Annotated in this window: 21 protein-coding genes; 10 read left to right on the top strand and 11 right to left on the bottom strand. The window is 44.5% G+C overall.

The features are described 5' to 3' along the window. Positions 1–27: 27 nt before the first annotated feature. Together E2R66_RS07560 and E2R66_RS07555 are read left to right on the top strand one after the other, a co-directional pair. A complete protein-coding gene (locus E2R66_RS07560; protein WP_133228173.1) occupies positions 28–612 on the top strand; it encodes a thymidine kinase in 585 nt (194 codons plus the stop codon). A 247-nt stretch (positions 613–859) separates the two neighbouring features. Continuing rightward, positions 860–1225, top strand: coding sequence for a response regulator (locus E2R66_RS07555; RefSeq protein ID WP_133228175.1), 366 nt, complete (start codon positions 860–862; stop codon positions 1223–1225). A gap of 77 nt (positions 1226–1302) precedes the next feature. Here the strand turns inward: E2R66_RS07555 and E2R66_RS07550 are convergent, their stop codons facing one another. From E2R66_RS07550 to E2R66_RS07535, 4 genes are all read right to left on the bottom strand, one after another. Continuing rightward, positions 1303–1662 carry a type II toxin-antitoxin system RelE/ParE family toxin gene (locus E2R66_RS07550; protein WP_133228177.1) on the bottom strand — a complete coding sequence of 120 codons (360 nt, stop codon included), beginning with the start codon at positions 1660–1662 and terminating at the stop codon, positions 1303–1305. Continuing rightward, positions 1655–1873, bottom strand: a complete 219-nt coding sequence (locus tag E2R66_RS07545; protein ID WP_133228179.1) for a hypothetical protein — start codon at positions 1871–1873, stop codon at positions 1655–1657. Before E2R66_RS07545 ends, E2R66_RS07550 begins: the two co-directional genes overlap by 8 nt. A 143-nt stretch (positions 1874–2016) precedes the next feature. Beyond that, the gene (locus E2R66_RS07540) at positions 2017–4194 is read right to left on the bottom strand and encodes a TonB-dependent receptor family protein (protein ID WP_133228180.1); all 2178 of its coding nucleotides are present in this window, start codon (positions 4192–4194) and stop codon (positions 2017–2019) included. Positions 4195–4295: 101 nt separating this feature from the next. Then, the gene (locus tag E2R66_RS07535; protein WP_133228182.1) at positions 4296–4850 is read right to left on the bottom strand and encodes a hypothetical protein; all 555 of its coding nucleotides are present in this window, start codon (positions 4848–4850) and stop codon (positions 4296–4298) included. Positions 4851–5026: 176 nt separating this feature from the next. Here E2R66_RS07535 and E2R66_RS07530 point away from each other — a divergent pair, with 176 nt between their 5' ends. From E2R66_RS07530 to E2R66_RS07520, 3 genes are all read left to right on the top strand, one after another. Continuing rightward, positions 5027–6445, top strand: a complete 1419-nt coding sequence (locus E2R66_RS07530; protein ID WP_133228184.1) for an alkaline phosphatase family protein — start codon at positions 5027–5029, stop codon at positions 6443–6445. 29 nt (positions 6446–6474) lie between these two features. After that, complete coding sequence (locus E2R66_RS07525) at positions 6475–7548, top strand: lysylphosphatidylglycerol synthase transmembrane domain-containing protein (RefSeq protein ID WP_133228186.1); 1074 nt, start codon at positions 6475–6477, stop codon at positions 7546–7548. Positions 7549–7865: 317 nt separating this feature from the next. Further along, positions 7866–8552, top strand: a complete 687-nt coding sequence (locus E2R66_RS07520) for a PAS and helix-turn-helix domain-containing protein (protein ID WP_133228188.1) — start codon at positions 7866–7868, stop codon at positions 8550–8552. Positions 8553–8807: 255 nt separating this feature from the next. Here E2R66_RS07520 and E2R66_RS07515 read toward each other — a convergent pair whose 3' ends face one another. Then, a complete protein-coding gene (locus E2R66_RS07515) occupies positions 8808–10061 on the bottom strand; it encodes an alpha/beta hydrolase-fold protein (protein ID WP_158288354.1) in 1254 nt (417 codons plus the stop codon). 146 nt (positions 10062–10207) lie between these two features. On the opposite strand from E2R66_RS07515, the gene E2R66_RS07510 reads away from it, so the two are divergent. Together E2R66_RS07510 and E2R66_RS07505 are read left to right on the top strand one after the other, a co-directional pair. Further along, positions 10208–10801 carry a hypothetical protein gene (locus tag E2R66_RS07510; RefSeq protein ID WP_133228192.1) on the top strand — a complete coding sequence of 198 codons (594 nt, stop codon included), beginning with the start codon at positions 10208–10210 and terminating at the stop codon, positions 10799–10801. 431 nt (positions 10802–11232) lie between these two features. Beyond that, positions 11233–11826 (top strand): hypothetical protein, encoded by a 594-nt coding sequence (locus E2R66_RS07505; protein ID WP_133228194.1) that lies wholly within the window; start codon positions 11233–11235, stop codon positions 11824–11826. Between the two features lie 6 nt (positions 11827–11832). Here E2R66_RS07505 and E2R66_RS07500 read toward each other — a convergent pair whose 3' ends face one another. After that, on the bottom strand, positions 11833–12300 hold the full coding sequence (locus tag E2R66_RS07500; RefSeq protein WP_133228196.1) for a hypothetical protein: 468 nt from the start codon (positions 12298–12300) through the stop codon (positions 11833–11835). Between the two features lie 406 nt (positions 12301–12706). Between E2R66_RS07500 and E2R66_RS07495 the strand changes: the two genes are divergently transcribed. Next, positions 12707–13402 (top strand): porin family protein, encoded by a 696-nt coding sequence (locus tag E2R66_RS07495; RefSeq protein WP_133228198.1) that lies wholly within the window; start codon positions 12707–12709, stop codon positions 13400–13402. 213 nt (positions 13403–13615) lie between these two features. On the opposite strand, the gene E2R66_RS07490 is transcribed toward E2R66_RS07495, so the two are convergent. The 5 genes from E2R66_RS07490 to E2R66_RS07470 all read right to left on the bottom strand — a co-directional run bounded on the left by E2R66_RS07490 (position 13616) and on the right by E2R66_RS07470 (position 18314). Continuing rightward, on the bottom strand, positions 13616–14014 hold the full coding sequence (locus E2R66_RS07490) for a hypothetical protein (protein WP_134737913.1): 399 nt from the start codon (positions 14012–14014) through the stop codon (positions 13616–13618). 32 nt (positions 14015–14046) lie between these two features. Further along, positions 14047–14448: a hypothetical protein gene (locus tag E2R66_RS07485; RefSeq protein WP_133228202.1), complete on the bottom strand. Its 402-nt coding sequence runs from the start codon at positions 14446–14448 to the stop codon at positions 14047–14049. A 132-nt stretch (positions 14449–14580) separates the two neighbouring features. Beyond that, a complete protein-coding gene (locus E2R66_RS07480) occupies positions 14581–15036 on the bottom strand; it encodes a hypothetical protein (protein WP_133228204.1) in 456 nt (151 codons plus the stop codon). An 83-nt stretch (positions 15037–15119) separates the two neighbouring features. Beyond that, complete coding sequence (locus E2R66_RS07475; protein WP_133228206.1) at positions 15120–16856, bottom strand: phospho-sugar mutase; 1737 nt, start codon at positions 16854–16856, stop codon at positions 15120–15122. A 294-nt stretch (positions 16857–17150) separates the two neighbouring features. Continuing rightward, positions 17151–18314 carry a hypothetical protein gene (locus E2R66_RS07470; protein ID WP_133228208.1) on the bottom strand — a complete coding sequence of 388 codons (1164 nt, stop codon included), beginning with the start codon at positions 18312–18314 and terminating at the stop codon, positions 17151–17153. 958 nt (positions 18315–19272) lie between these two features. On the opposite strand from E2R66_RS07470, the gene E2R66_RS07465 reads away from it, so the two are divergent. Further along, a complete protein-coding gene (locus E2R66_RS07465; protein WP_158288353.1) occupies positions 19273–22398 on the top strand; it encodes a SusC/RagA family TonB-linked outer membrane protein in 3126 nt (1041 codons plus the stop codon). Between the two features lie 21 nt (positions 22399–22419). Next, a complete protein-coding gene (locus E2R66_RS07460) occupies positions 22420–24147 on the top strand; it encodes a RagB/SusD family nutrient uptake outer membrane protein (protein WP_133228212.1) in 1728 nt (575 codons plus the stop codon). Positions 24148–24284: the final 137 nt, after the last annotated feature.

Here is a 24284-nt window from a genome sequence, read left to right as displayed (position 1 = left end):
ATTAGCCCCTCACAAAAGTTTTGCGATTTGTATATAGAGGAAGTTTTCAGGCGGCGTAACGAGGTAGGCGGGAGTATAGAGGTAATTTGCGGGTCGATGTTTTCGGGCAAAACCGAAGAACTTATCAGGCGGGTAAACCGTGCCCGTATTGCCAAAGTGCATGTAGAAATCTTTAGTCCCGTGGCCGATACCCGTTATGACAAAAGCGCCCTGGTATCGCATAACCTCAACTCTATCCCATCTAAGGCTGTCGACAATGCATCAGCCATATTACCACTTGCAGCGCATGTACAGGTGGTTGGTATTGATGAAGCGCAATTTTTTGATGACGATCTGCCGCACGTAGTAAGCAAGCTGGCCAATAGCGGCGTACGCGTGATAGTAGCCGGTTTGGATATGGATTTTAAGGGCCGCCCCTTTGGCTCGATGCCCGAACTCATGGCTATGGCCGAATCAGTAACCAAACTACATGCCGTATGCGTAAAATGCGGCAGCCCTGCGCTAAACTCATACCGCCTGGTACCCGATGAAAGCCAGGTACTGCTAGGCGAAAAAGAAAGTTACGAACCCCGTTGCCGCAACTGCTTCAATTTGGATGGGATTGCCGGATAAGTAGTTGGCAGTTTGCAGTGGGCAGTTTACGGTTAGCCGTGTTTTTGTAGGATGCGGTGGCTGTTTGTTCGCGACCCTGTAAGTCAATTCTAAATTCCCGGAGGACATCATCAGCGGAATCAACGTAATCATTAAAATCAACGGTTTTTTTTCCTGTCGTAATAAACAAATTATGTGCGCTATTGTTAAATATACCAGGGCGTTGAATGCGAGCCTGCGAAATTAACATTATTACAGGGTTAAGATTATGGCTAAGAAAGTTTTAGTTATTGAGGATGATAAGGATATAAGGGATGCCGTTACGCTTGCCTTGGAAGACGAAGGTTACGTGGTGGTATCGTCTGATAATGCCCGTATACTGAAGCAGCTAAACGAACACGCCCCCGATGTTATCCTGCTGGATAACTGGCTTACCGATTGGAGCAGCGATGCCAACGGGCAGCAAATAAGCAGGGGCTTAAAAAACGACCCTGCAACCAGCCATATACCGGTAATTATCGTATCAGCCGTAAGCAATATTGCAGAAGTTGCCGAAGCCGGCCTTGCAGATGGTTACCTCAAAAAACCGTTTGATTTGAATGATTTGGCTGCGGTAGTGAAGAAATATGCTTAACAGCTAGGGCATAGAATCAGCAGGAAGAACTCCTGACACAAAACTCAAAAAGACACAATATTACCTAATTAAGTGCCTTAATTGTTTTCTCTTTTATGTTCTGATAACACGTCCTTTAAAATCTTGTCTGCTTCTGCTTTTTTAATTGTTGACATTTCCGATTTGTTAAAAATCGTCATTAACAAAACGTCTATTCCATCTTCTGAAATATTCAGATGGTAATACATCACCCTGAAACCGCCACTCTTGCCTTTCCCTTTACTCGGGTCTGCCAGCCGTACTTTGTAAATGTTTTTTCCGTAAGACTCTCCTAGATAAGGATTTTCAATCAAATCGTTTATTAGTTTATCTACAGAATCTTTAAGGGTATGATACTTTTTGGCTAAAGGCTTCACTTCCCGCTTAAAAGAATGCGAAACAATTACGGTATTAGTCATTCCACAATTCGGATGCCGGGATGCCTTTTAGTTTGCCATCCTTAATTAGCAAGGCCTCTTTATAAGAGGATTTTAGTAAGTCCATTTCTTGCTCACTTAATCCCTCATCAGAAGAAATCGATATTTCTCCACCTGCATTTTTTACCAACGAGGTTATATCAGATATGATATCTGAACTGTCGTCAGGGATGCTAATAGTTAGCGTTGTCATGATATTCTCTTTTAAAGTTCATAACAAATATAACAAATATCATGCGGAATTTAATTCATAGAAAAACCCATCTGAAAAATTCAGACGGGCTTTTTGCATTTCAATGGCTCCTCCGCTAATCAGCGGAGGCCGGGGGCTAGCGCCTATATCTTTACCCCCAATCCCACATTGAACGACCTGCCATCGCCTGGCAGGATGCCGGGGCCGGGGTACATGTTTATCCTGCGGGTGAAGTACTTCTCGTTGAGCAGGTTGTTTATATGGAAGTTTACGTGGTAATTTTTAAGAAAATTGTAATTGAAACTCCAATCTATTAAATGATAGGCCGGTACCACGCCGCTGGCACCTGTTGGGTTAAAGGCGGTGTTATTGGCATCGCTGAAGTTTTTGCCCACGTAGCTAAACAATACCGTGCTGGTTACCGCTCCGCTGAGGAAGGTTAGGCCGGTGCGGTTAGTCCAGGTTGGCGTACCCTCTATTTGATTGCCCACCAGGCTGTTGTTTACGCCCGAAACATTGATAGCACCCGTAACGTACCTGGCATGCGTGTAAGCCAGGGTATTAAACAACATGATATCGGTGCCCGATTGCAGGTTGAATCCGCGTAGCAAAGATAGCTCGGTATAAGCCTCGAGGCCTTTAGATATTGCATTGCCTATGTTGGTTAAATACAGGTGTTTTACGTTGGCGTTATCGGTTATGGTGAGGGTGCCGGCCCGGTTGTTATATTTTACGTAAAAGGCGTTTACATCAAACGTAAATACTTGCACAATCCGGCCGCGATAGCCAAGATCGATGTCGTACCCGCGGCTATCCTTAATATTTTGGTCCACAATGGTATGTTGGTCGGCGGGCACTACTGCTGCATATAAGTAAGGGCGGTAAGCCTGCGAAACGTTGCCATATAACTGGCTGCTGTTGCTCACCTGGTATTGCAGCCCCGCGCCAAACAGCGGGAAGTTGCGGCTCTGCCGGAAATCGATAGGCGTGTTACGGTTATTCACCAGGCCGGTTAGGTTAGATTTGATCACTTCTAACCTGGCACCCGGCGTAAAAGAGAGCCTTTTGCTAATGCGGAAAAGGTTCTCTACAAAGGCGGCGTAATTATCGGTTTTCAGGTGGGTATCTACACCGTAATCTTTCACCAGGCTCAAATCAAAATCAGATGCGGTTGTGCCTACACCTTTTTGAAGGCGTTTGGTAAGGGTATTAGAATAGCGCACGCCTGTGCTTAACGTACTCACGTGGCCACCTAAAAGGTAGCTGGTAGCCAGGCGCGCCTCGGTAGTGAAGCTTTTGTAATAGTCGCGGTCTACCTGGCGGGGGTTATACGTTTTAAGGGCGGTGTTTACCGTATCGCTTACGTTTGGCGTGGCAATAAATTGTACGCTGTTGCGCTGGCCCGCAAGCATATGTGAGGTAACCTCTAGTTTGGTGTGTTTGCTGAAATTATAGTTGAACAGTAATGCCGGGATATTGATAACCGGGTTGAAGAAGTTACGCGAACGGTTCGACTGGCGGCTGGTAAGGGCAAACTGGGCATCAGTTAAGCCACCGGCAATCTGCTGCACATAATCAGACCGGGAGAACTCGAACGCCAGGCTTCCTTTGCTGTTGAACTGGTATTTGATGTGTGCATAAAACGCATGGTAATTGAACTTGGAATTCGGTCGCCAGCCATCGCCGTTGCGGGCATCGAAGTAAGCGTAATAGCTAATTTTGACCACTTTGCCGCCAATGGCGTTATAGGTATTGAAAAAGCGGTTAGCGCCAATGGTTTGCTCGCTCTCCAGCCCGAAGGTTTTGGTGGTATCGGGTTCTTTTATTTTAAAGTTAACCATCCCGCCAAACTGGTCGCCAAATTGCAGGGCTGCCGAACCACGCACATACTGCACCTCGCCAATAGCCTGGAAAGGCATGTTGTAATGATTTTCTGGATAGCCGAATACATCCGAGTTGGTATTGTATCCGTTTTGGCGGATATTGGTTTCTATAGAGCGGTGCATATCGGTACCGCGGGTGCCAATATTAAGCTGCAAACCCGCGCCATCCATTTCCCAAACATTGATGCCCGGCACCTGCGCAAATAAAGTACGCGCCACATTGCCCGATAGGTTCGCCTTGCCCGGGTCGGCGTATATTACGTTGGTTTTTTTGCCCGAGAAAAGGTAAGTGCCGCTTTGGTCGGGCAGGTTTTTGCTGCGGCCCTCTTTAATAATAACGCTATCGAGCTTTACGGTGTCTATGGCGGTTTTTTGTTGTGCCTGTGCTGCGCCGCCCATAAAAACGGTCAACAGCAACATGATAAATAAATGTTTCATGTGTAATTCGTTGATGAAAAATTTGAATAAATAGTATAATAGCAGCCACCTGCCGCAACATGGTGCGCAGGCATGTTAAATAGCTGCTTTAAATGGGGGATTTAAGCCAAATACTCGGGTGGTTGGCCTGCTACTGGGATAAATGGATGGATTAAGCCGTTTTGCACAGGCTTAATGGTTAAAGGCGCGATATCCTTAAATGATGCAAACTGGTAAGTAAGTACCGGGAGGCTGTATTTCCCATCAAGTCCGCCTTTCTTTATAGAGGCATCATGGTCTTTATTGCCTTGGGGGATATCGTTTATCTGTTTGGCGTAGATGATGTTTTTGCCTATCAGTTTGGTTTTTTCGTAGTTCTGTATCACCATCAGGTAAAGCGTATCGCGGGTTACCTTTAGCTTTACGTAGTTGTAGCAGGCGTTTTTGAGTTGTACCTGCCCGTCGATGTTTTTATAGTCGCCCCAGGTTTCGGTTATGCCGGGGAGGTGCTGGGCAATCTTTACTTCTATCAGCGCGTTTGGATTGTACAGGTTTTGGCTGATAAGTTCGTTCATACGCTTATCTGTGCGGTAAACCTGGTATTGTTGCACCAGCATATACCCGCCGGCGTTGAACAGGTGGATGCTGATGAGCAATATGGCAACCAGTCGCTTCAATCAATAATGATTCTAAACAATCGCAATTTTAACAAAAAATTATCAGCATGCAATGGTTATTTATCAGTTACATTGTTAATACTGCATTTTACTGTTGTTAAATTAAATTACCTTTGCGCAATTGACTAAAAACTGCATTTAGTCAATGTTGATGGTTGTTAACATAATTGATTTTAATGCAAAGTAAAAAAAGAGTGCTGTTTTATCTGGTAGACGGCGCCCATAGTGAAGTACTCCCCGAACTGTTAGCGCAGGGAATACTCCCCAATATAAAAAGGATAATAGACGAAGGCACTTACCGAAAAGCCACTACCTGTTTCCCAAGTACTACCGGTCCGGCGTACCTCCCGTTTTTAACCGGCCATTTCCCCGGCACGCAGGATATTACCGGCATCCGCTGGTTCGACAAAAAAGAATTCAAACGCACCCGTTGGAACAAGAATGCCATGCGCAGCTATTGCGGACCAGAGGCTGCCTGGTTCAATACGGATATGCATCCTGATAAACCCACACTGTTCGAGTTAATGGGCGAATCGTACAACATGTACAATATGATAACCCGCAATGTGCCCGATGAATACGATCTGGGCAAAAAAGGCAAGGGTATGCTGTACACCAAGGCACATTTTAAACAAATACACCACCCGGTAGATTTGCAGGGCCACGCCCGCATTATGGAGATGCTGGAGAGCGGCAAGGATTTTGATTTCCTCTTCGCGGTTTTCCCCAGCGTTGACTGGGATTCGCACTATCACCACATCCGCGATGAGCGCACCATAGAGGCTTATCGTATTGTAGACCGAAGCCTGGGTACTGTTCGCGCTAAACTCGAAAGCAAAGGCTGGTGGGACGATACCCTCTTTGTGATGACATCCGACCATGGCCTTACGCCAACGACTAAACACCTAGATCTGGGCGACTGGATGACCAACAACGGTCTTAAATCTGTTTATTACCCGGTTATCTGGCGACGCAAGCCCAAATCGGCAGTAATGATATCGGGAAACTCCTTCGGTAGCATACACCTGTTGGATCATGAGGGCGACCACGTGCTGCGCGAAGCCGAAATAGTAAAGATAATGGGCAGCGAACGCCTGGAGAAACTGATCAAAGAAGACGCTGTAGATTTTGCCATTTACCGCGGCGACGACGAGCAGACGTTCATCACTCATAATCGTAATGGCAAGGCCAAAATATCGGTTAGAAACGATGTATTCACCTACGAGCCGATAACTACAGATGTACTGAAGTATGGCGGCAAGGTTGAAGCGACGGGCCATCGCGCCATTTTGGAAGCAACCTTCGAAACGGATTACCCGGACGCTATATTCCAGATATATCAATTATTCCAAAGCCGCAGGGCCGGAGATATTGTGATAAGCGCCACAGTGGGTTACGATTTGCGCGATTTTTGGGAATACCCCGAGCACGTGGGATCGCATGGTTCGCTGCATCGCCAGCACATCCATGTACCGATGATTTATAACCAAAAGGGTTGGGGCACCAAACCCGCACGTACCGCCGACCTGTTCGATACCATTCTGAAATGGAAAGGCATCACGCCCGAAAAATCTGAAGGCGAACCATTGTTTTAATTTCAAAGAGAGAAAATTAGCCTATACAAATGACTGATCAGGAAGCGATTAAGGAAGATAAGCAGGAGATAAATAAGGTATTCAACAAAAACGTTATCATTAAAGGAGCCCTTTGGTTCGCGTTGATAACCGTTATTACCATTGCCGGCATATTCTTTTACAACAATACCGGTGATACCGTAAAGGCACTTCAGCATATCTCCTATAAGTATATCGCCATTTGTTTTGTGATGCTGTTTGTAGATCTGCAATTGGGCAGCTGGCGAAATCATATCTATGTGCGTAAACTGGCACCTTCCGTTTCGCACTGGGTAAGTTTTAGGGCAAACGTGGCCAATATGTTTATGGGGGCGGTTACGCCGGCCCACGGGGGTGCGGGCCCGGCCCAAATATTCGTGTACACCAGCAATGGCGTTAGTTTTATAGATTCCTTTGCCATCAGCCTCATTAACCTGGGTGCCACGCTGATATTTATGCCGCTGGCTGGTTTTGTGGCTATTATGCTCATGGATACCAGCAGTGTTAGCAGCTTTGTTCCGCAGATGCTTAAGTTTGGCTTTACCTTCTTCCTGCTGTTCCTGGCGGCCTTTATCCTGGCTTTCTGGAAACCGCTTTGGGTTGGGATGATTATCAAAAAAATCGCGAATGGTCTCTCAAAGGTGTTCCCGAAACGTAAAGAGAAACTAAGCCATTGGGCAGAGCACTCGTTTGCCAGTATCAGCAAATACCAGCAAACCTGCAGCGTTATCATACGCCAGCATCCGTTTTTGTTCCCCTTAAGTTTGCTGATAACTACGCTTTTATACCTCAATAAATATTGCCTGCAATGGGTTATATTGATGGGCCTGGGTGTAAATGCCAACCTGGTGCAGGTGATCGCTTTCCAGGTGATTATCCAGTTCGGTATTTATTTTGCGCCCAGCCCGGGTGGCAGCGGCTTTGCCGAGGTGCTGATATCCAAGCTGTTCGGTACCATTATTCCGGCTACCTTGTTGCCTATATTTACCTTGCTTCAACGCTCGTTCCTGTTGTTTTTCCCGGCTATGGTCGGGGCTTACGTGGTGATCAATTTGCTGCGGAAGCAAACCTTGAAGAAAGCATAAACCCAGGTTGAAACGGACAAAGATCATCATCGGCGCTTTCTGATTAAGTGTCTCGGTTGTGCTCATCAAAGCCACGGGCGCGCAAGGTGGAAGGATTATAGCAGCGCTTTCGTGTCTGGTTACAGCAGGCGGGTACAATGGTGGATTTTGTTGCCATTGTTCATCCTCATGTTAATAGCATACCTGATACCGGGACTTTAGAAAAAAATAAGGACTCACTTACTTTATTTTTAAAGAAATTATCTTAAAGGTTAAGTGACTCCTTTGTTATTTGCATGTTATACCTTATATTTATGTGCTTACAACGTCCCCTGTAAATGCTAGCTATTAATCCTAAACTGCCCGATCACCTTAAAGCCAAAGTAGAAGCATATATACCTGTGTTTGAGCAACTACCCGCCGTAGTCATCATTCACGATATAGTGGATGGTTTTGTGGCTTACTTATCGCCAAGAGGACTTACCCTGCTGAATACCAGCATGGAGGAAATAGCATTGATAACTACGGAAGAGTATCACCGAAGATATTTTAACGACGAGGATGCCCAGGATTACGCACCTAAGCTGTTTGATTTCATGAGTCGCAACAGCGATGAAGAGCTAATTTCTTTTTTTCAGCAGGTGCGTTTTGCCGGGAGCGATAACTGGCACTGGCATTTATCCAGTTTAAAGATTTTTAGCCGGGATGCTGATGGTAGACCCCGTTTGCTGATTGGCCTGGCAATTCCTGTAGATGCTATGCACCATATGGCTACTAAGGCCGAACGGCTATTGCAGGAGAATAATTTCCTGCGAAAGAACTTTAAGACATTCAGTCGGCTCACCCTTCGCGAAAGAGAGGTGCTGCGCTTAACCGCCCTTGGAAAAAGCGCTGCCGAAGTTGCCGCCGAACTTTTTATTGCAGAAACTACTGTTGAAACCCACCGCCGTAATATCAAAAGCAAATTACAGGCGAATACCTATTTCGAACTCTCAGAATACGCCCGGGCTTTCGATTTGATATAGCTACAAATGCTTTATTCTTATTTTGAGTAAATACCTACTTGTAAGTATTGCAGGGCTTGGTCGCGCGTTTTACTTTTAAAAGTTTTGCAAAGGTACTGTTGCATAAAAGAATTTGTACCTAAACCTTATCACATTAGATTGCTTTTTTAGTAGCGCGGGTGGTGCAGTAGTACGACTGTCTGTCATTGGCCGAAGTGATAAGCTCAGGCCAATGAAGCAGCGATGAGGTACCGAAACTCCTTAATTCCTGTGGCGTTATTTTTTACGCTCGCTTAATAGCTTATCCAGTTTGTCTTTTGTTTCGGGTATAGCTTTCAGCGATAAGGCTTTTTTGAAACTTTTTATCGCGTTGATTTTATCGCCGCTTGTAAGATATAAATCGCCCAGAGAATCATAGCAATTGGCACTTTCGGGATAGTTGTTAATATTAAGCTCGAATAAAGCTTGTGCTTTTTTATACTGTTTGGCATTCAGCATTTGATATCCAAGGCTGTTAACCTGGCTCTCACCGGGCTTAACCATATATCCCATTTGTTCCGAAACATTTTTATAATGTGCTACCAATACCGATTCTATCTTAAAATCGGGATTCTTCAATTCGCTTTCGTAAATTCTTAATTTGTAAAAATCAAAGATGAACCGAAGCGCATCGTACTCGCCAATTAACCGTACCGACGGGTGATCGTCGTTCTCGTAATACTTGTATTTGAAGCGTAGCTGGTTGTTTTTGTTTTTGTTAATGTCATGAATCAGTTCTAAATTGCTACGAATAAGCGCAGTAGACTCACTGGTGTCTTTTTGCACGCTTAGCGTATCTACACCTTTTTCCATGCGATTGGCTATGGCCATAAAAAGCGTTTTGCTTTTATAATTTTGGGCGGGCAAAATGGTTTTTGCGTCTCTCACCGGTTTTTGATGGTCCCACCATAGGGATGCTTCCAGCGAAACATAGGCATTAAACAGCTCCTGTTTATGCAGTAGGGTGTTTATAACCGTTAAGCCGCCAAGCGAGTGGCCAATGAGGGTTTTATAAGTAGTGGTGGGGTAGTTGGCATCCATATAGGGGATGAGTTCTTTCTCTATAAAGGCCATAAATTTTTCGCCATTGCCAATCACATCAGGCAATTCTTTATCGGTACCAATGGTAAGTTCGCTCAGCCTGTCTTCCTGCACAATGCCAACCACAATCATCGGCGGGCAAAGGCTCGATTCGGCCATGTGCTCGGTAATGCTCACAACGGTGTTGTAGTTTTCGCTGCCGTCGAGCAAATATATAACCGGGTAATGCCCCTGATCTTTAATTTTATTACCGCCGTTACTTGTAGGGATATGTATCCATATTTTACGTTGCTGGCCTAATATTTTCGAAGGGATTGTTTCCTCGAAACCTGTATTAAAGGGGCTGTTTTCCTGCGCGTGGCCGTAAACAGTAATTAAGAGTAAGATGATATTGCAAAAAAAAGACTTAATAAGGGGGTTGGGGGTAAAGCCGGGTAGATGGTACTTCATGAAGGAGGATTTGTGTGTTTGATATAACAGACGCTGGATTGTGGATTGTGTTACAGGATACTTTACAAAGCATGGAATGAAAGATGCAGGCAACTTTCTATTTAGCATTAATACCTTTATATTAGTACCTGCTTACTACCAACCTTATGGATACTCCCTACTTACCTTCAAACCAACAATTGCTAAAGAATGCTGTAGGCGGTTTGTTTATGATGATATTATTTACGGCGATTTGGGCCACTATTGCCGAATCAATTTTTGCAGGCGGCGATTACTGGGTTGGCGCTGTTTTCTTTACCTTGCTCATTGCTGCCTTCCTGTTGCAATACCTTAAGCTGAACACGGCTTTGAAAGCGATGGCCGAAGGAGATAGCGACGCCGAAACCGGCAAAGAAAAAGCCAGGAGCAAATGGTTCAACCTTATTTTTGCGGCAGAAGGGATAGCTATTTTTGTGGCCAATACTGTACTGCTAAACACTGGTCATCAAAATTTATTTGTCCCCACTTTTGCGCTGATTGTGGGCCTGCACTTTTTTCCGCTCGGACTGGTATTTAAGCGCAAGTTTGATTACGTTGTTGGCTTGTGGACCTCACTCATTGCTGTTTGGGGCCTCTTAACTATTATTGGGCACTACCCACCGGCTCATGCCAGCGCCTGGGTATGTATTGGGTGTTCGCTTGCTACATCGGCTTATGCTGTTAAGATGATTGGGGATGGGAAAAGGGCGATGAAGAATTAACCCAGAGGTTCGGAATAGTTCAAATTTTTTACCGAGGATACGGATTTTGAAGTCGGAGTTCCGTTTTCAAATAAATCTTACTGGGCAAAAAATCCAGGGAAATCGCGTTTAAAGTTGTGGACGATGAGGAGGCACCTACGGAGCCTTCTGACTTTTGTTTTGATGCTATAAACACGATACTCCTCCGGAGTGTTTAGTCCGAATTGGTTTTACGCTCCATTAGGAGCATCGTGTTTATAGAATTACCAGTAATGCTGATGGCTCCGTAGGTGCCTCCTTTTTAAACGCGATTTCCCTGGCAAAAAATCGCATTTCTGGTATAATTTGATTTCCTGGTGGTATATTTACGCAGAAAATACCAAAACCTGATGCGCAAAATTATTTGGATTGTCCTTTGTTGTAGTAGCCTTTTATCTGCCTGTTCACAGAAAATGTTTCATAGCGGTTATTATTTTGATAGAGACGGTAAGAAGGTTGCAGGACTGATTGCGTTCCAGCCATCGGGCGATAACTTTTATTACAAAACTGCAAAGAATGCCGACAAAGAGAAAATCAAGATTGAAAACATACAAGCCCTGGTAATGGTGCGCCTGAATGAAAACGACAGCCTCACGGTACTTACCGAAGGCGGTAACGCCAACAAAAGATACTTCGGCAAAACTATTGCAGTTACCCCAACCACTCATCTGTATTACAAATTCAAAGCAGTTTCCGGCGGTGGCGGGATGACGATGACCCAAACACCGGCACCGTCTTTTGGTGCGCCTACCTCAACCTCACACATCACTTATAATTACGGCTGGCGAATGTCTCCTTCTTACGATGCCACCCAGATGATACCGATGTACCAGGATGGTAATACCACTTACGAGCTAACCAAAGGGAATTTTATTAAAGTATTAAGCAAGGCATTTGCCGACGTGCCCGGCCTTGTGCAACAACTTCAAAACAAAGAATTTAAGTTTAAAAACCTGGATAAGCTATTGGCAGAATATCACTCGAGGACGAAATACACGGTGAATTAGCAGTAACTACTGTAATATGCTTTCGATATTGCGGATGCTTCTGTTCCTTGCCCTGATATAAAACAGGTGGAGCATCAACCGAAATACGATAGCGCCAACAACTGCGCCCGCAATACCCGATAACAACTGCCGCAGATTGAAATGAACAAAGCCCGGGATAATCATAGCCAGTGCCACAAACCCCACCCAAATGACAAACAGGATGCGGAAGGCCTTGTGTAGTGTGGTATCAATTTCTACCAGCGTAGTATAGTCATCTAAGGCTATCAACTTGCCGCTAAGCACGCATGCCGGCGACTTGGCTGATGAGCCGATAATCTTAAAATCGGTATCATTAATTTGCCCTATGAAATATTTGGTGGTCACTACCCGCGCCAGCGACGATTTGTAAAACGTATTGCTGTTTAAGATTGCCCTGGTTGCGGGCAGGCTTTGGTTTACGGTAAAGATGTAATTGTTTTTGCTGAAATTCATGTAAGGCTATGGCTAGCTGTAAATGTAAAAATTTTAAGCAGAAGGCATTAAGAATAATTTTTTGCTGAGCTAAGGTAATCATAGCTGATATGGGAGCAAATCTCCCTTCATCACCTCGTCATTGCGAGGAACGAAGCAATCTCTACGCAGGACAATCCACTCTGCAAGTCACTCTGCTTACAGTTAAAAAGTTACTCGTGCTTGTAATAGGGTTATCCGCCACTGGGCTATTATGGCCTATATACTAGTACTGTACTTTGTATAGTTAAAGCACTTTACGGTCTTGACTGGCTTCCTCGATAGACGGCCCCGTGGTTCCTGGTAGCATGTTAACAAATCATTAAAAGCTATCTTGCTTGTAGCGTATGTACCTTGGGCAGCGTAAGGTTTGAAAACACTATCTACTATGAAACTTAAACCTTTACTTATCGCTTACCTTTTGTTGGCAGGGTTATCGTCTTTCGCGCAAGAAAAGCCTGTTACTTTTAGCTTTAAAACGGGTATTGGTACTGCCTCCCTTTCACGGCCACGAAAAGAAGATATCGTTATACACGATGCTGATAAATCCATTTTCGGTTTTAGCGGTGGTGCTTATGCCAGTTTTACTGTTGGCAATATCTCGCTTCAGCCCGGAATAAACTACGTTACCAAGGGCGGAAAAACCACCGAAGAAACCTACCAAGGCGATATTGTGTTCAACACTTACGGAAAGTTGCGGCTAACTTACCTGCAGGTGCCGGTAAACATTCTTTATAATATTGCTGTACCTGGCGGCAACTTCTTTTTGGGCGGAGGCCCGTATATAGCAAAAGGATTAAAGGCAAGTTTCACACCCGTGTCACTCGATAACGCCTCCGAAAACAACGGCGATTTTAAGCCTATACCCTACAAATTCGGCGATGAAAGTTTTCGCACTTTTAAGAGTTTCGACTATGGTGCCAACTTGTTGGCCGGGTTTAGGATAAGCAGTGGTCTTCAGTTTAATTTTGGTTACGAAATAGGGCTCGCTAATATCCAAACCAAAAACTCCTACAATAATTTTTATTATACCGGCACCAAAACCCGCAGCTTTATTTTTTCTATAGGGTATCAGATACCGTAGTTGAAGTATCTGCTTTCGGACATTCGCACTGGTACTGGCTTAGCCCAGCATTGGTTCCACCCCAATATGGTAAGCTACTGTCTCCGCGCGGGGTTTCTCGGCAGAGTATCCTGCGTTTCTGGACGGAATGATTTTCGTTTACGATATGCTTTGCGGGAATGTCCTACCGCCTCAGGGGCCTTTTTCAAAGAGACCCTGCGGGGACGGGAAAGATTAAATGGGGCTGTTTAGTGTCGAGTAATTTAAATAAGACCTCCAAGCCTCTACGATTAATTTGAAATCTAACAGAGGAATAGTGAAGCGTGGTTCTATGGAATTGTTATTTTCATATTCATCTAAGTCTTCATAAATTTTAACATGAAACGGAGTAATCACAGCAATTATTAAACTTTGTGTATAGTCTTCACATTCATTCACATCGCCATTAATTACTCGATTTATTCCTGCCAAAAGACCATCGACCTCCGATATCCTATAATGATCACCAATAAATTGGGTCATTAATTCATCAATAGACTGAATTCGGTTTAGAGTTCCGTAATTTCTGGAAGTGCTAAATTTTATTTTGTACTGTTCTAAGATATTGCTCATTGTAGTTACTGTATTTGCCAAGCCGTTATAATTTTTGTTGTATAGTCAGCCTTTCAAATAGCATCTCCCACAATCGGTTTCTGTAGTAAAAATTCTCGCCATGCCTCCGCAATAACCGTAAAATGAATTATCGGTATTGTTTGGACAATTTCACCATCATTTGGATTATGAAAGGTTACATTACTAATATCAGGTATGGCATAGTCCACACTACCTCCCAATTCGGAACTAATATGGTTCATTTCAGGGTTATTCCCGTTTATATAATGCTGTACAATGGGCAGTACGTCTTCAGTAATTGACTCTAGTGTGTCAAAGTCTGATCCAAAATAATTTTCCATGCTCCCACCTCCTATAAAACCTTTTCTAACTCTATTCTTACCCAGAACTGGCCTAGGGCTGATAAATATCGTGAATTTGATCCCGTATAAATTTAGAATTTCGATAGTTGTCATATTAAAGATTTTGCCGTTTCCGCAGGTTCTATACATAAGGTGCTTTATTTTAACAACAGGATGCACTTTGCTGATATGCCGTGCTGTCGAAGGGGTCTTTTTCAGAGAGACTCTATGGGGACGGGAGGTACATCAATTGAGTTTTATTTGGGATTTGAATTCGTCTAAGTTATTAGGCGGAGTAGTATTATAACAAACCATAATCAACGACGACTGAAAGTCTTTTTTTAGTTGATATTCATATTTAGACATAAACTGTGGATATACACTAAGGCCTAAAAACAACGACCCATCTTCATTAAAAAATATCATAGCAAAAGGCGTTTCTTTATTGGCCGCGTTATCAAAATAAAACCTGAATCCAATATCTTCCCGAGTTAGAACGTATGACATCATTAACTTGTAATCGTCTGTTTCAAATTCGGTTTCGCCTCGAAACCTTGGGAATTCGTAGTAAGTAGCTGACTCCTTAAATCCGCTTAGATAGATTTCAGTAAACTGCTCTATACTTTCTTTTCTTTTCGAAAATTCAACGGCTATATAAATATCTTCCAAATCAATTTGTTCAACATTGGGATACTTTGTCATACACTAAATTAAATAATTTGCTCAACAAAAAAAGCCACCAGTCTCTCAACCGGTGGCTTTCAAATGTCAAATGAACGGAGAGCTTACACCCCCAAATCCTTCATTATCGTATTAATCTTTTCATCCAGCAGCTTATCCGTTTCGGCGTAGGCTTCTTTGCTGGCCAGTTTGCCGTTTACGCTGCAATAGAATTTGATCTTTGGCTCGGTTCCGCTTGGGCGGGCCGAGATGATGCTGCCATCAGCGGTTATAAACTGCAATACATCTGAGGTTGGCAGTTCTATCGGTTTGCTGGTGTTGGTGGTCAGGTCGGTTTCCACGCTCTTTTCGTAATCTTTCAGGGTAATCACTTTAGAGCCGCCCAACTCGGCAGGCGGGTTGTTGCGGAAAGTTTCCATCATGGCCACAATCTCCTCAGCACCGGTCTTTCCTTTTTTAGTAAGCGATATCAGTTTTTCTTTGTAGAAACCGTATTGTACATAAGTATCCAGCAGGGCTTCGAACAGGCTGCTGCCTTTGTCTTTATAGTAAGCGGTCATCTCGGCAATAAATGCGCTGGAAACAACGGCATCCTTATCGCGCACAAAATCGCCAATGAGGTAACCGTAGCTTTCTTCGCCACCACCGATAAAAGTTTGTTGGCCTTCGAATTTGGTCATCAGCTCGCCAATGTATTTAAAGCCCGTGAGCGTATTATAGCAGGTTACATTTTTGGCTGCTGCTATAGCATCTATCAGGTAAGTAGTTACAATGGTTTTTACGATGTACTCCTTGCCGGTAAGCTTGCCTTTTTCTTCCCAGGCGGTAAGCAGGTAGTTGATGAGCATGGTACCGGTTTGGTTGCCATTCAGCAGTACAAATTCGCCGTCAGTATTTTTTACGGCTATGCCCACGCGGTCGGCATCCGGGTCGGTAGCCAGTACCAGGTCGGCATCGGTGTCCTGTGCTTTTTTAAGGGCCAGGGTAAGGGCCTCTTTTTCCTCGGGGTTAGGGTAAACCACGGTAGGAAAGTTGCCATCGGGCGTGGTTTGCTCATCTACCAAAATCACGTTCTCGAAACCGAAACGCTCCAAAGCCTGCGGCACCAAAGTGATACCCGTGCCATGGATAGGGGAGAACACGATCTTCAGGTCCTTTTGGCGCTTAATGGCATCCGGCGAAACCGAAAGGGTGGTGATGTTATCCAGGTAAAGGGCGTCTACTTCTTCGCCAATTTCTTCTATGTTGGCATCAACACGGGTAAACTTCACCTCATCGATGCTTTTTATCTTGGCAACTTCATCCATTACGGCAGCATCATGCGGGGCCACAAACTGGCCGCCGTCGTCGCCGTAGGCTTTGTAGCCGTTATACTCTTTAGGGTTATGCGATGCGGTAAGCATCACGCCGCTTTTGCAACCAAAGTGGCGCACCGCGAAAGAAAGCTCGGGCGTGGGGCGCAGGGCCTTAAAGTAATAAACGTGGATATCGTTTGCCGAGAAAACGTTGGCAGTAATGGTAGAGAACAGGTCGGCATTGTTGCGGCTATCATGCGCAATGGCCACTTTTATTTTTTCGCCGGGGTAGGTCTTTTTAAGGTAGTTGGCCAAACCCTGGGTAGCCGAGCCGATGGTGTATTTATTGATACGGTTGCTACCAGGGCCCATAATGCCGCGCAGGCCGCCGGTACCAAACTCCAGGTCGCGGTAAAACGAGTCGGTAAGTTCTGTATACGCTTTATCGTCTATCAGTTTCTGAATTTGTGCCTTTACGTCGGCATCATAATTCCCCTCAAGCCATGAGTTGGCTTTCTGAAGGATGGTAGGGTCTAATTCCTGCATAGTAGTTATTGGTTGTATTTTTCGGTTAATAGGATTCTTACATCCAAATATGATAATAAAATTGTATTTTAAGAATGGCGAGGTTTATTCTATCACACAATATTAACATAGGAATAATAGAATAAGCAAAAGCAGTATTTTGTTTAGCAGAGGGGGGAGATTTTTGTAGGAGAGGGAGAAATGTCTGAACTCGAATTTGGGGGAATTCATGGAATTTACAGAAGCTTTTCAAATGCCGGGATTTTATTCTGTCTATTCAGAAAATTCCTTAAAATTCGAGTTCAGACAAAATTTTTACGGCTTCCCTACCGTATCGTCAACAAACACCTCATCCAAATCGGGTTTGTTGCCGTCAGTTATCTTGCCTTGCAGCATGCTTTGCCCGGTAGTGCCGGGGTTATTGCCATGGCCAAGCGGCCATTTGCCTGTGGTTCCGTTTACCTTTAAATCGGCCACAAGGGCAGCATTCAGGCTAAAATCGGTACAGTTGTTTTTACTGAGGTGGTATTTTAGTCCTGCGTATTTCTGTGTAAGTGCCAGTATTTTCTCAAACTTACGCCGCGAAATGAATTTTCCCGCCACTTCGTCCCACTTGTGCTGCGTATCGTCGCGGTAGCCAGATGGGGATGAGGGGAATAAGGGCGAGCCGGCAAGCGGGTGGTTCTTATAGGGATAAAAGCCGAACGACAGCGATACGTAGGTAGAATCGCTGTTGTATTTGATGAGCGTAATAAAGGTATGCCCCGAGTTGGTGAAACGATAAACCTTGGGTTTGCCGGCAACGGGCTGTTTTACATGCATCAGCATGGCGTAGACTACTGCCTTTTTGCCATCCTTAAAGGTATCTGATATTCGTTGGTAGGTTATTTTAGGGCTGCGCGGCTCGGTGGTTGCAGGCAAAAGCACTGCCGGCTGCCGGGCCAGCAGGGTATCATCTACCGCATTGAAGTTAAGGTAGCGTTCGTCCAGATCGGTACTATCGGCGGCGAGAGAATCTGCAGGGGCCTGCATCAATGTATCAGCCCTGGTATCGTGCTGATTGTACTGCATGGTTTTGAAAAAGCATTTCATGGCCAGCGAGTACATTTTTAGCCTGGCAAATGCGTTGGCCAGGTTATAAAGCAGCTTTTTGTTGGATTGGTTGGCATCAACGTCGGTACTAATGTTCAGTTGCTTAAGGCGCTGCATCAGCAGTTTCCGTTCGGCCGATTTGCTCAGTTTTACTTGCAAATCCTGCTCCAGGCCGGGATCCTTCAGGGCGAGGTTACTTGCAGGCTGATTATTTATGCTAAAGCCAGGGTTTTGCGCATCTTTAAGGTATCTCCCCGTGGTATCAACCGCATCGTATTTAGCAGCCGAATATACCTGCGCCTTAAGGCATAATTGCGCGCACAGCAACAAGGCCGTAATTACTACTGCTTTTACCTTAGGTGTGATATAGCGGGTTGGCTTTAACATTATGCTGCGCTTGTGCAATATAGCCAATACGAACCGATTTGATATACTTACTTCGCCACCAAACCCATTTACGACTTATTTTTTACACAAAGCCGACGGATTTGACCGGGATGACTGCCTAAAGCATGTCTGCAAATACCCTGTGCGTACTAAAGGCAGTACCAACCTTATATGCGCATAATTCCATGTTTTATGATGGAGCTTATTCGGCATTGCTAAGCCCTTTCTATATATCGATTGCTAAGGTGCTCCTGGGCTGGCCATGCAACTGGTGAATGGATAGGGCGGGCTTCTGATAAAACATGCATCAATACATATTTCCTGGTGTTTTATTGCTCAACCTGTACATGTTACTTCGGTCTTCTTAAAATACTTTAAAAAGTGCGTCGATATGATTTCTTTTAAATGGCGTTTGAAAAGCGCACTTTTCGCTACCTCAGTCAAGAGCTTTTTTACCTTCTTTAAAAAGTAACCACGCAATACTATATCAATCCAATTAGCGCACCCTGATAATTAATCACGCTTATCCCCCCCTTTTTGGTTTGCCACGCATTTTGCTTTCCGTAGCTATCACCGGCCCTGCAATACGCTATTTGATAACCAATAATGCGCTTATTGGCTAACTAATCGTCTTTATTTATGCATTCGATTGCTTTGTGTTTTTCAAAAAGAAATAATTTTAATCAAAAATAAATTACTATGTTTATAGTACTACTTAAGAGAAATTGATTAATCCACGGTTTAAAAATCAACCCTTAACATTTGTTCTATAAACGTTAACATTTGTGGTATTATCTCCTAATTTACTCCAATACTTTTACTTCCGATGATTAAGGTGCAAACCGTAGCGCCTTTTTATCACAACCAATTAAACTATTAGAAAAATTAATGTATGATGAGAAAATTACAATTGAAAAATCTTGTGGTACTACTTGGTTTAAGCTTATCATTTTGCTTGATGAGTTTAGCCAGTTTTGCCCAATCCAGGCAGATTTCAGGTACCGTTACCTCTGCCGATGGAGTGGTTCCCGGTGCGTCTGTTTCTATCAAAGGAACAACCACCGGCGTTATGACCGATATTAACGGCGCGTTTAAATTATCAGTTACGGGTAACCCAACCCTTTTGGTAAGTGTTATCGGCTACACTACTAAAGAAGTTGCCGTTGGTGCCGCTAATACTTACACCATCAGGCTCGAATCTAACGTAAGCGCACTGAACGAAGTGGTGGTTATTGGTTACGGTACCTCAAAACGTAAGGACCTTAACGGTGCCGTGAGCTCTGTAAGTGCCGAAACCATTGCTAAATTGCCTGTACCATCGTTAGATCTTGCTTTGCAGGGCCGCGCGCCAGGTGTGCAGGTTACGGCTAACGACGGCGCGCCGGGCGGTAATACTACTATCCTGATAAGGGGTGTTGGTAGTTTAGCCAGCGGCGGTAACAACCCACTTTATGTGGTAGATGGTTACCCGCTTGATGGAGGTATTAACAACTTCAACACTAATGATATTGCTACTATAGATGTATTGAAAGATGCATCGGCCACCGCCATATACGGTATACGCGGAGCAAATGGTGTTGTTATCATTACTACCAAAAAAGGCCGGAAAGATGGCGTTCAACTAACTGTTGACGCTTACAACTCTTTCCAGGCGCAACCTAAAAAATACGATCTTTTGAATGCACAGCAATGGGCTACACTGGCCAACGAAATTGGTGATGCAGACGCAAACTTTGTTGAACTGGCCAACTGGCGCAACCCAAGCTCGCTTACTACTGCCGATTGGCAGAGCGCACTTTACCGTACCGGTAAAACCCAAAGCTACAGCATAGCTGTACGTGGCGGTAGCGACAAGGTACAAACTGCGGCATCTATCGGTTACTACGATCAAAAAGGTATCGTAGTAGGTTCGTATTTCAAAAGGGTAACATTGGGTCTTAACTCAGATTACCAGGCTACAAAATGGCTTAAATCTTCTACGAGTGCCAAATACACTTACCAAACCAGCAGCAATCCTTACGGTACCGGTGCATTGGGTAACTTAACGCAGCTTATCCCAACATTAGATGGTGGTAACAGCGCAACCAGCCAGATTAAAGATGCAAACGGCAATTATGGTTTTTACAACCCTATCAATACCTATACTGCTAAGTATAACAACCCGCTTTACAGTATCGAAAACAACGAATATGAGAACATTGGCAACCTTTTGCTAACCAACTCTTCTTTAGAAGCTACGATTATTGATGGGCTTAAGATCAAAACAAACGCAGGTGTACGGCTTAACACCTATTCAGGTTCTTACTTCCAGCCTGAAGATACGCGCATACAGCAGCAATACCCAGGTGCCGTGCCAACCAATGCATTGTATAGCCAACGCCAGAACAATACTTTTGAATGGCTTTGGGAAAACACCTTATCTTACGATAAAACTTTTGGCCAGCATGCTATCAGTTTTGTAGGCGGTGTTTCTGAGCAAAGCACTACGTATGTTGCAAATGGTGGCAGCGGTATTCCAAAGAACAGCGTTATCCGCGATTTGGCCCAGTTGAGTAACATGCAGTTCGATGCTGAAGGCAACGGTAAAACCATTACTACTTTAGCGTCTCAGTTCGGCAGGTTAACCTACCGCTTTATGGATAGGTACTCTATTAATGGTACGGTAAGGCGCGATGGTTCTTCTAAATTTGACGAAGGCCACAAATACGGCGTATTCCCGGTTGTCGGCGCTACCTGGAGAGCCAAAGAAGAGCCTTTCCTGAAAAATGTTAACTGGTTAACTGACCTGAAATTCAGGGGAAGTTATGGTAAAGTTGGTAACCAGGGCTCTATTGGTTCATTCCAGTACCAGGCGCTTTATTCAACAGGTTTACCGGCAGCCAGCAGTGGTAACTTAGGTTACCCTTTTAATAAATTGTACCAGGGTGGTATAGCACAAAGCCAGCCGGCAAATGATAAACTGCGTTGGGAAACCGATTATCAGACCGATATAGGTATGGATTTAGGCTTATTAAACGGCGATTTAACCCTTACTGTCGATTTATTCAAAAGGGATTCAAAAGACTTTTTGTTGACACTGGCGGCTCCTGCTCAATCGGGGTATAACTATATTACCCGCAACGTTGGTAGTATGGAGAATAAAGGTATCGAGATAGGTATCAACTACCGTCATAAAGTAAACGAAGTGCAGTACGGCGTTGCTTTAAGCTTCTCGGCTGTCAAAAACAGGCTTACCAGCCTTACTTCCGGTACCGATAATGTTACCGTTTTTGGTGGCTTAGCCGGTGGTTCTACATTAGCCGGCCCGGGTTGGTCTGATCTTACCTACACCAAAACTTATATTGGTCAACCTGTAGGCTCGTTTTATGGTTATAAAACCGTAGGCATCTTCCAAACCCAGGCGCAGATAAATGCGCTTAACGCAGCCGCAGCTGCTAAATTCCCGTCTAATCCATACTATTACCAATCTGCTACATCGCCGGGCGACCGTTATTTTGAAGATACCAATGGCGATGGACACGTAACAACAGACGATCAGGTGAGTTTAGGTAGCCCGCTTCCAAAATTCTATGGCGGTTTAAACCTTGATCTTTCGTACAAAGCGTTTGATTTTAACGCTTACTTCTACGGCGTTTATGGTAATAAAATTCTCAACTATCAGCAAAGCTCGCTGCAAAGTTTCCAGAACAGAAGTTTTGTGGGCGTTGAAAACGTTAGCCGTCAATATTATGAAAACCGCTGGACGACTACAAACCCATCAAACGTTTATACAAGGGCTACTTATAGCGATGCATTGATCCTGAGCAACGTACCATCAAGCACCTGGATTGAGAACGGAAGCTTCCTTAAATTGAAAAACGTTACTGTTGGTTACAGCCTGCCTAAGTCTATTACTGACAAGGTGAATGTGGCTAAAGTAAGGTTGTATGTTTCTACCCAGAACCTCTTCACAATTACAAGTTACACTGGCTTAGATCCGGAAATCGGCATTCAGGGCGGTAACGCAACCCAAAACGGTATTGATAACGGCACCTTCCCGGGTTCCAAATTCTACACTGTGGGCTTAAACGTAACTTTTAAATAAGAAGATAAAAATATTAACGATATGAAAATTAACAAGAAAAACTTCACCCTCTTAGCATTGTCTGCGGCGTTAATGATGCCACTGGCTTGTAAGAAGGACTTTTTGTCGCAAACCAACAGGTTCAAGTCTACCGCAGAAGCTACCTTCCAGAAATCAGGAGACGTAGTAGCGTTGGTAAACGGTATCTACGATGGTTACCAAAACAGCGACTTGCTTAAAAAAGCAATATGGTACTATGCTAACTTCCAAACGCACGATTTTTATAACTACGGAGCCGATGTGGCCTGGAACAACTACCAGATCAACTCTAGCTTTGGTGCGCTTTCTACCCTTTGGAACAACGCCTACATCAGCATTGCCCGTGCCAATGCGGCATTCGGCATCATCGCGAATGCCAAGGAAAAAGGCATCGTTACTTCGGCCCTTGCAGATAGGTTAACCGGCGAAGCTTACTTTTTGCGCGGCATGACTTACTATTACCTTGCAGGCTCATTTGGTGGTGTACCGTTGGAACTGAACTCCGTTACAGACGGCTTAACCCCGCGTAGCTCACAGGACGATGTGTTTAAACAGGTTGTGGCCGATATGAAGAAGGCAGAAACGCTGTTGGTATCTAAATCTGTGTTACCTGCCGCTGATTTGGGCCGTGCTACAAAAGGAGCAGCTTATGCATACGAAGGCGCTGCGCAAATGTGGTTGAAAGACTACACTGCAGCATTAGCCGCTTTCAACAATACCGAACTAACCAATAACTACCATTTGTTGCCAACCTTTATGGATGTACACGAATTCGATCATCAGAACAACGATGAATCGATATTCGAAATCCAATTTGAAGTATCCGGCTCACAAAGCTGGGATGGCGGTTGGCAAAATGGCGGCGAAGTTGCCTGGATAGACGACTTTAGCTGGCCAGAAGAAATATCGGGTTTTGGTTACGATTACGCAAACCCGGGTCTTTGGTACTCATATCAGGCAGGCGATAAACGCAGAGAAGCAACCGTTGCAGGTCCTGGCGACGAAATAAAAAGCCCGGGCATTATTGCAAAATGGGGTGGCATAAAAGGTTACCCTAACGTAACCGCAGGCTTTTCTAGCGGTAACGATCGCTATAAAGCAGATGACGGAACCATCATCAATACAGTTGGTACACTAACCAAACCATGGTACGGTGTGTCAGATCAGTTACGTTCCGGCTACTACAACGCTAAAAAATGGAGAGATCCGCAATTAACAGGCAGTACCGGCGCACAGGTAATATTTGGTTCGCAAAACCAGATACTGATGCGTTACGCCGAAGTATTGCTTAGCCGTGCAGAATGTAAAATACGTACCGGTGATGTAGCCGGCGGTATGGCCGATTTGAAACTGGTTAGGGACCGCGCATTTGGCGGCACCGCACCGGCAGTAATGCAGGACGGCTTAAAATACGATGGTACCGCTGCTGCGCCTATTACCGATCCATTACAGATGGTATTGAGCGAGTACAGGCATGAGCTTACTGCAGAATACTCGGTATTCTACGATTTGCGCCGCGCTGGTCCGGGTGTTGCTTCGGCTTTCATCAAAGCTGCTTACGGTACCAACAGTACTTCTACACCGCAGCCTTATCCATATGGCCCAACTGCCGATGGTAAGCCACATGGTGTTTATATCACTACTTTGCCTGAAGGACGCGATATATTGCCTATACCGCAACAGGCTATCGGTTTAAACCCGAACCTAACCCAAAACCCGGCTTACCAATAAATAAAGCCGGTATTGCAAAAGAGGCTTTTCCTGAAAAGGGGAAGCCTCTTTTTTGCTGATTTAGCAGTTTTTTTAACCTATTTTTAAAGGCAAATTCCGTTTTATGCCGTGTTGAACCGGTAAACTTATTGTGCTGT

This window comes from Mucilaginibacter psychrotolerans, assembly GCF_004519315.1.
Lineage (GTDB): Bacteria > Bacteroidota > Bacteroidia > Sphingobacteriales > Sphingobacteriaceae > Mucilaginibacter > Mucilaginibacter psychrotolerans.
Note: the sequence above shows the minus strand (reverse complement) of the source record. Positions and strands in the feature narration are given on the sequence as shown.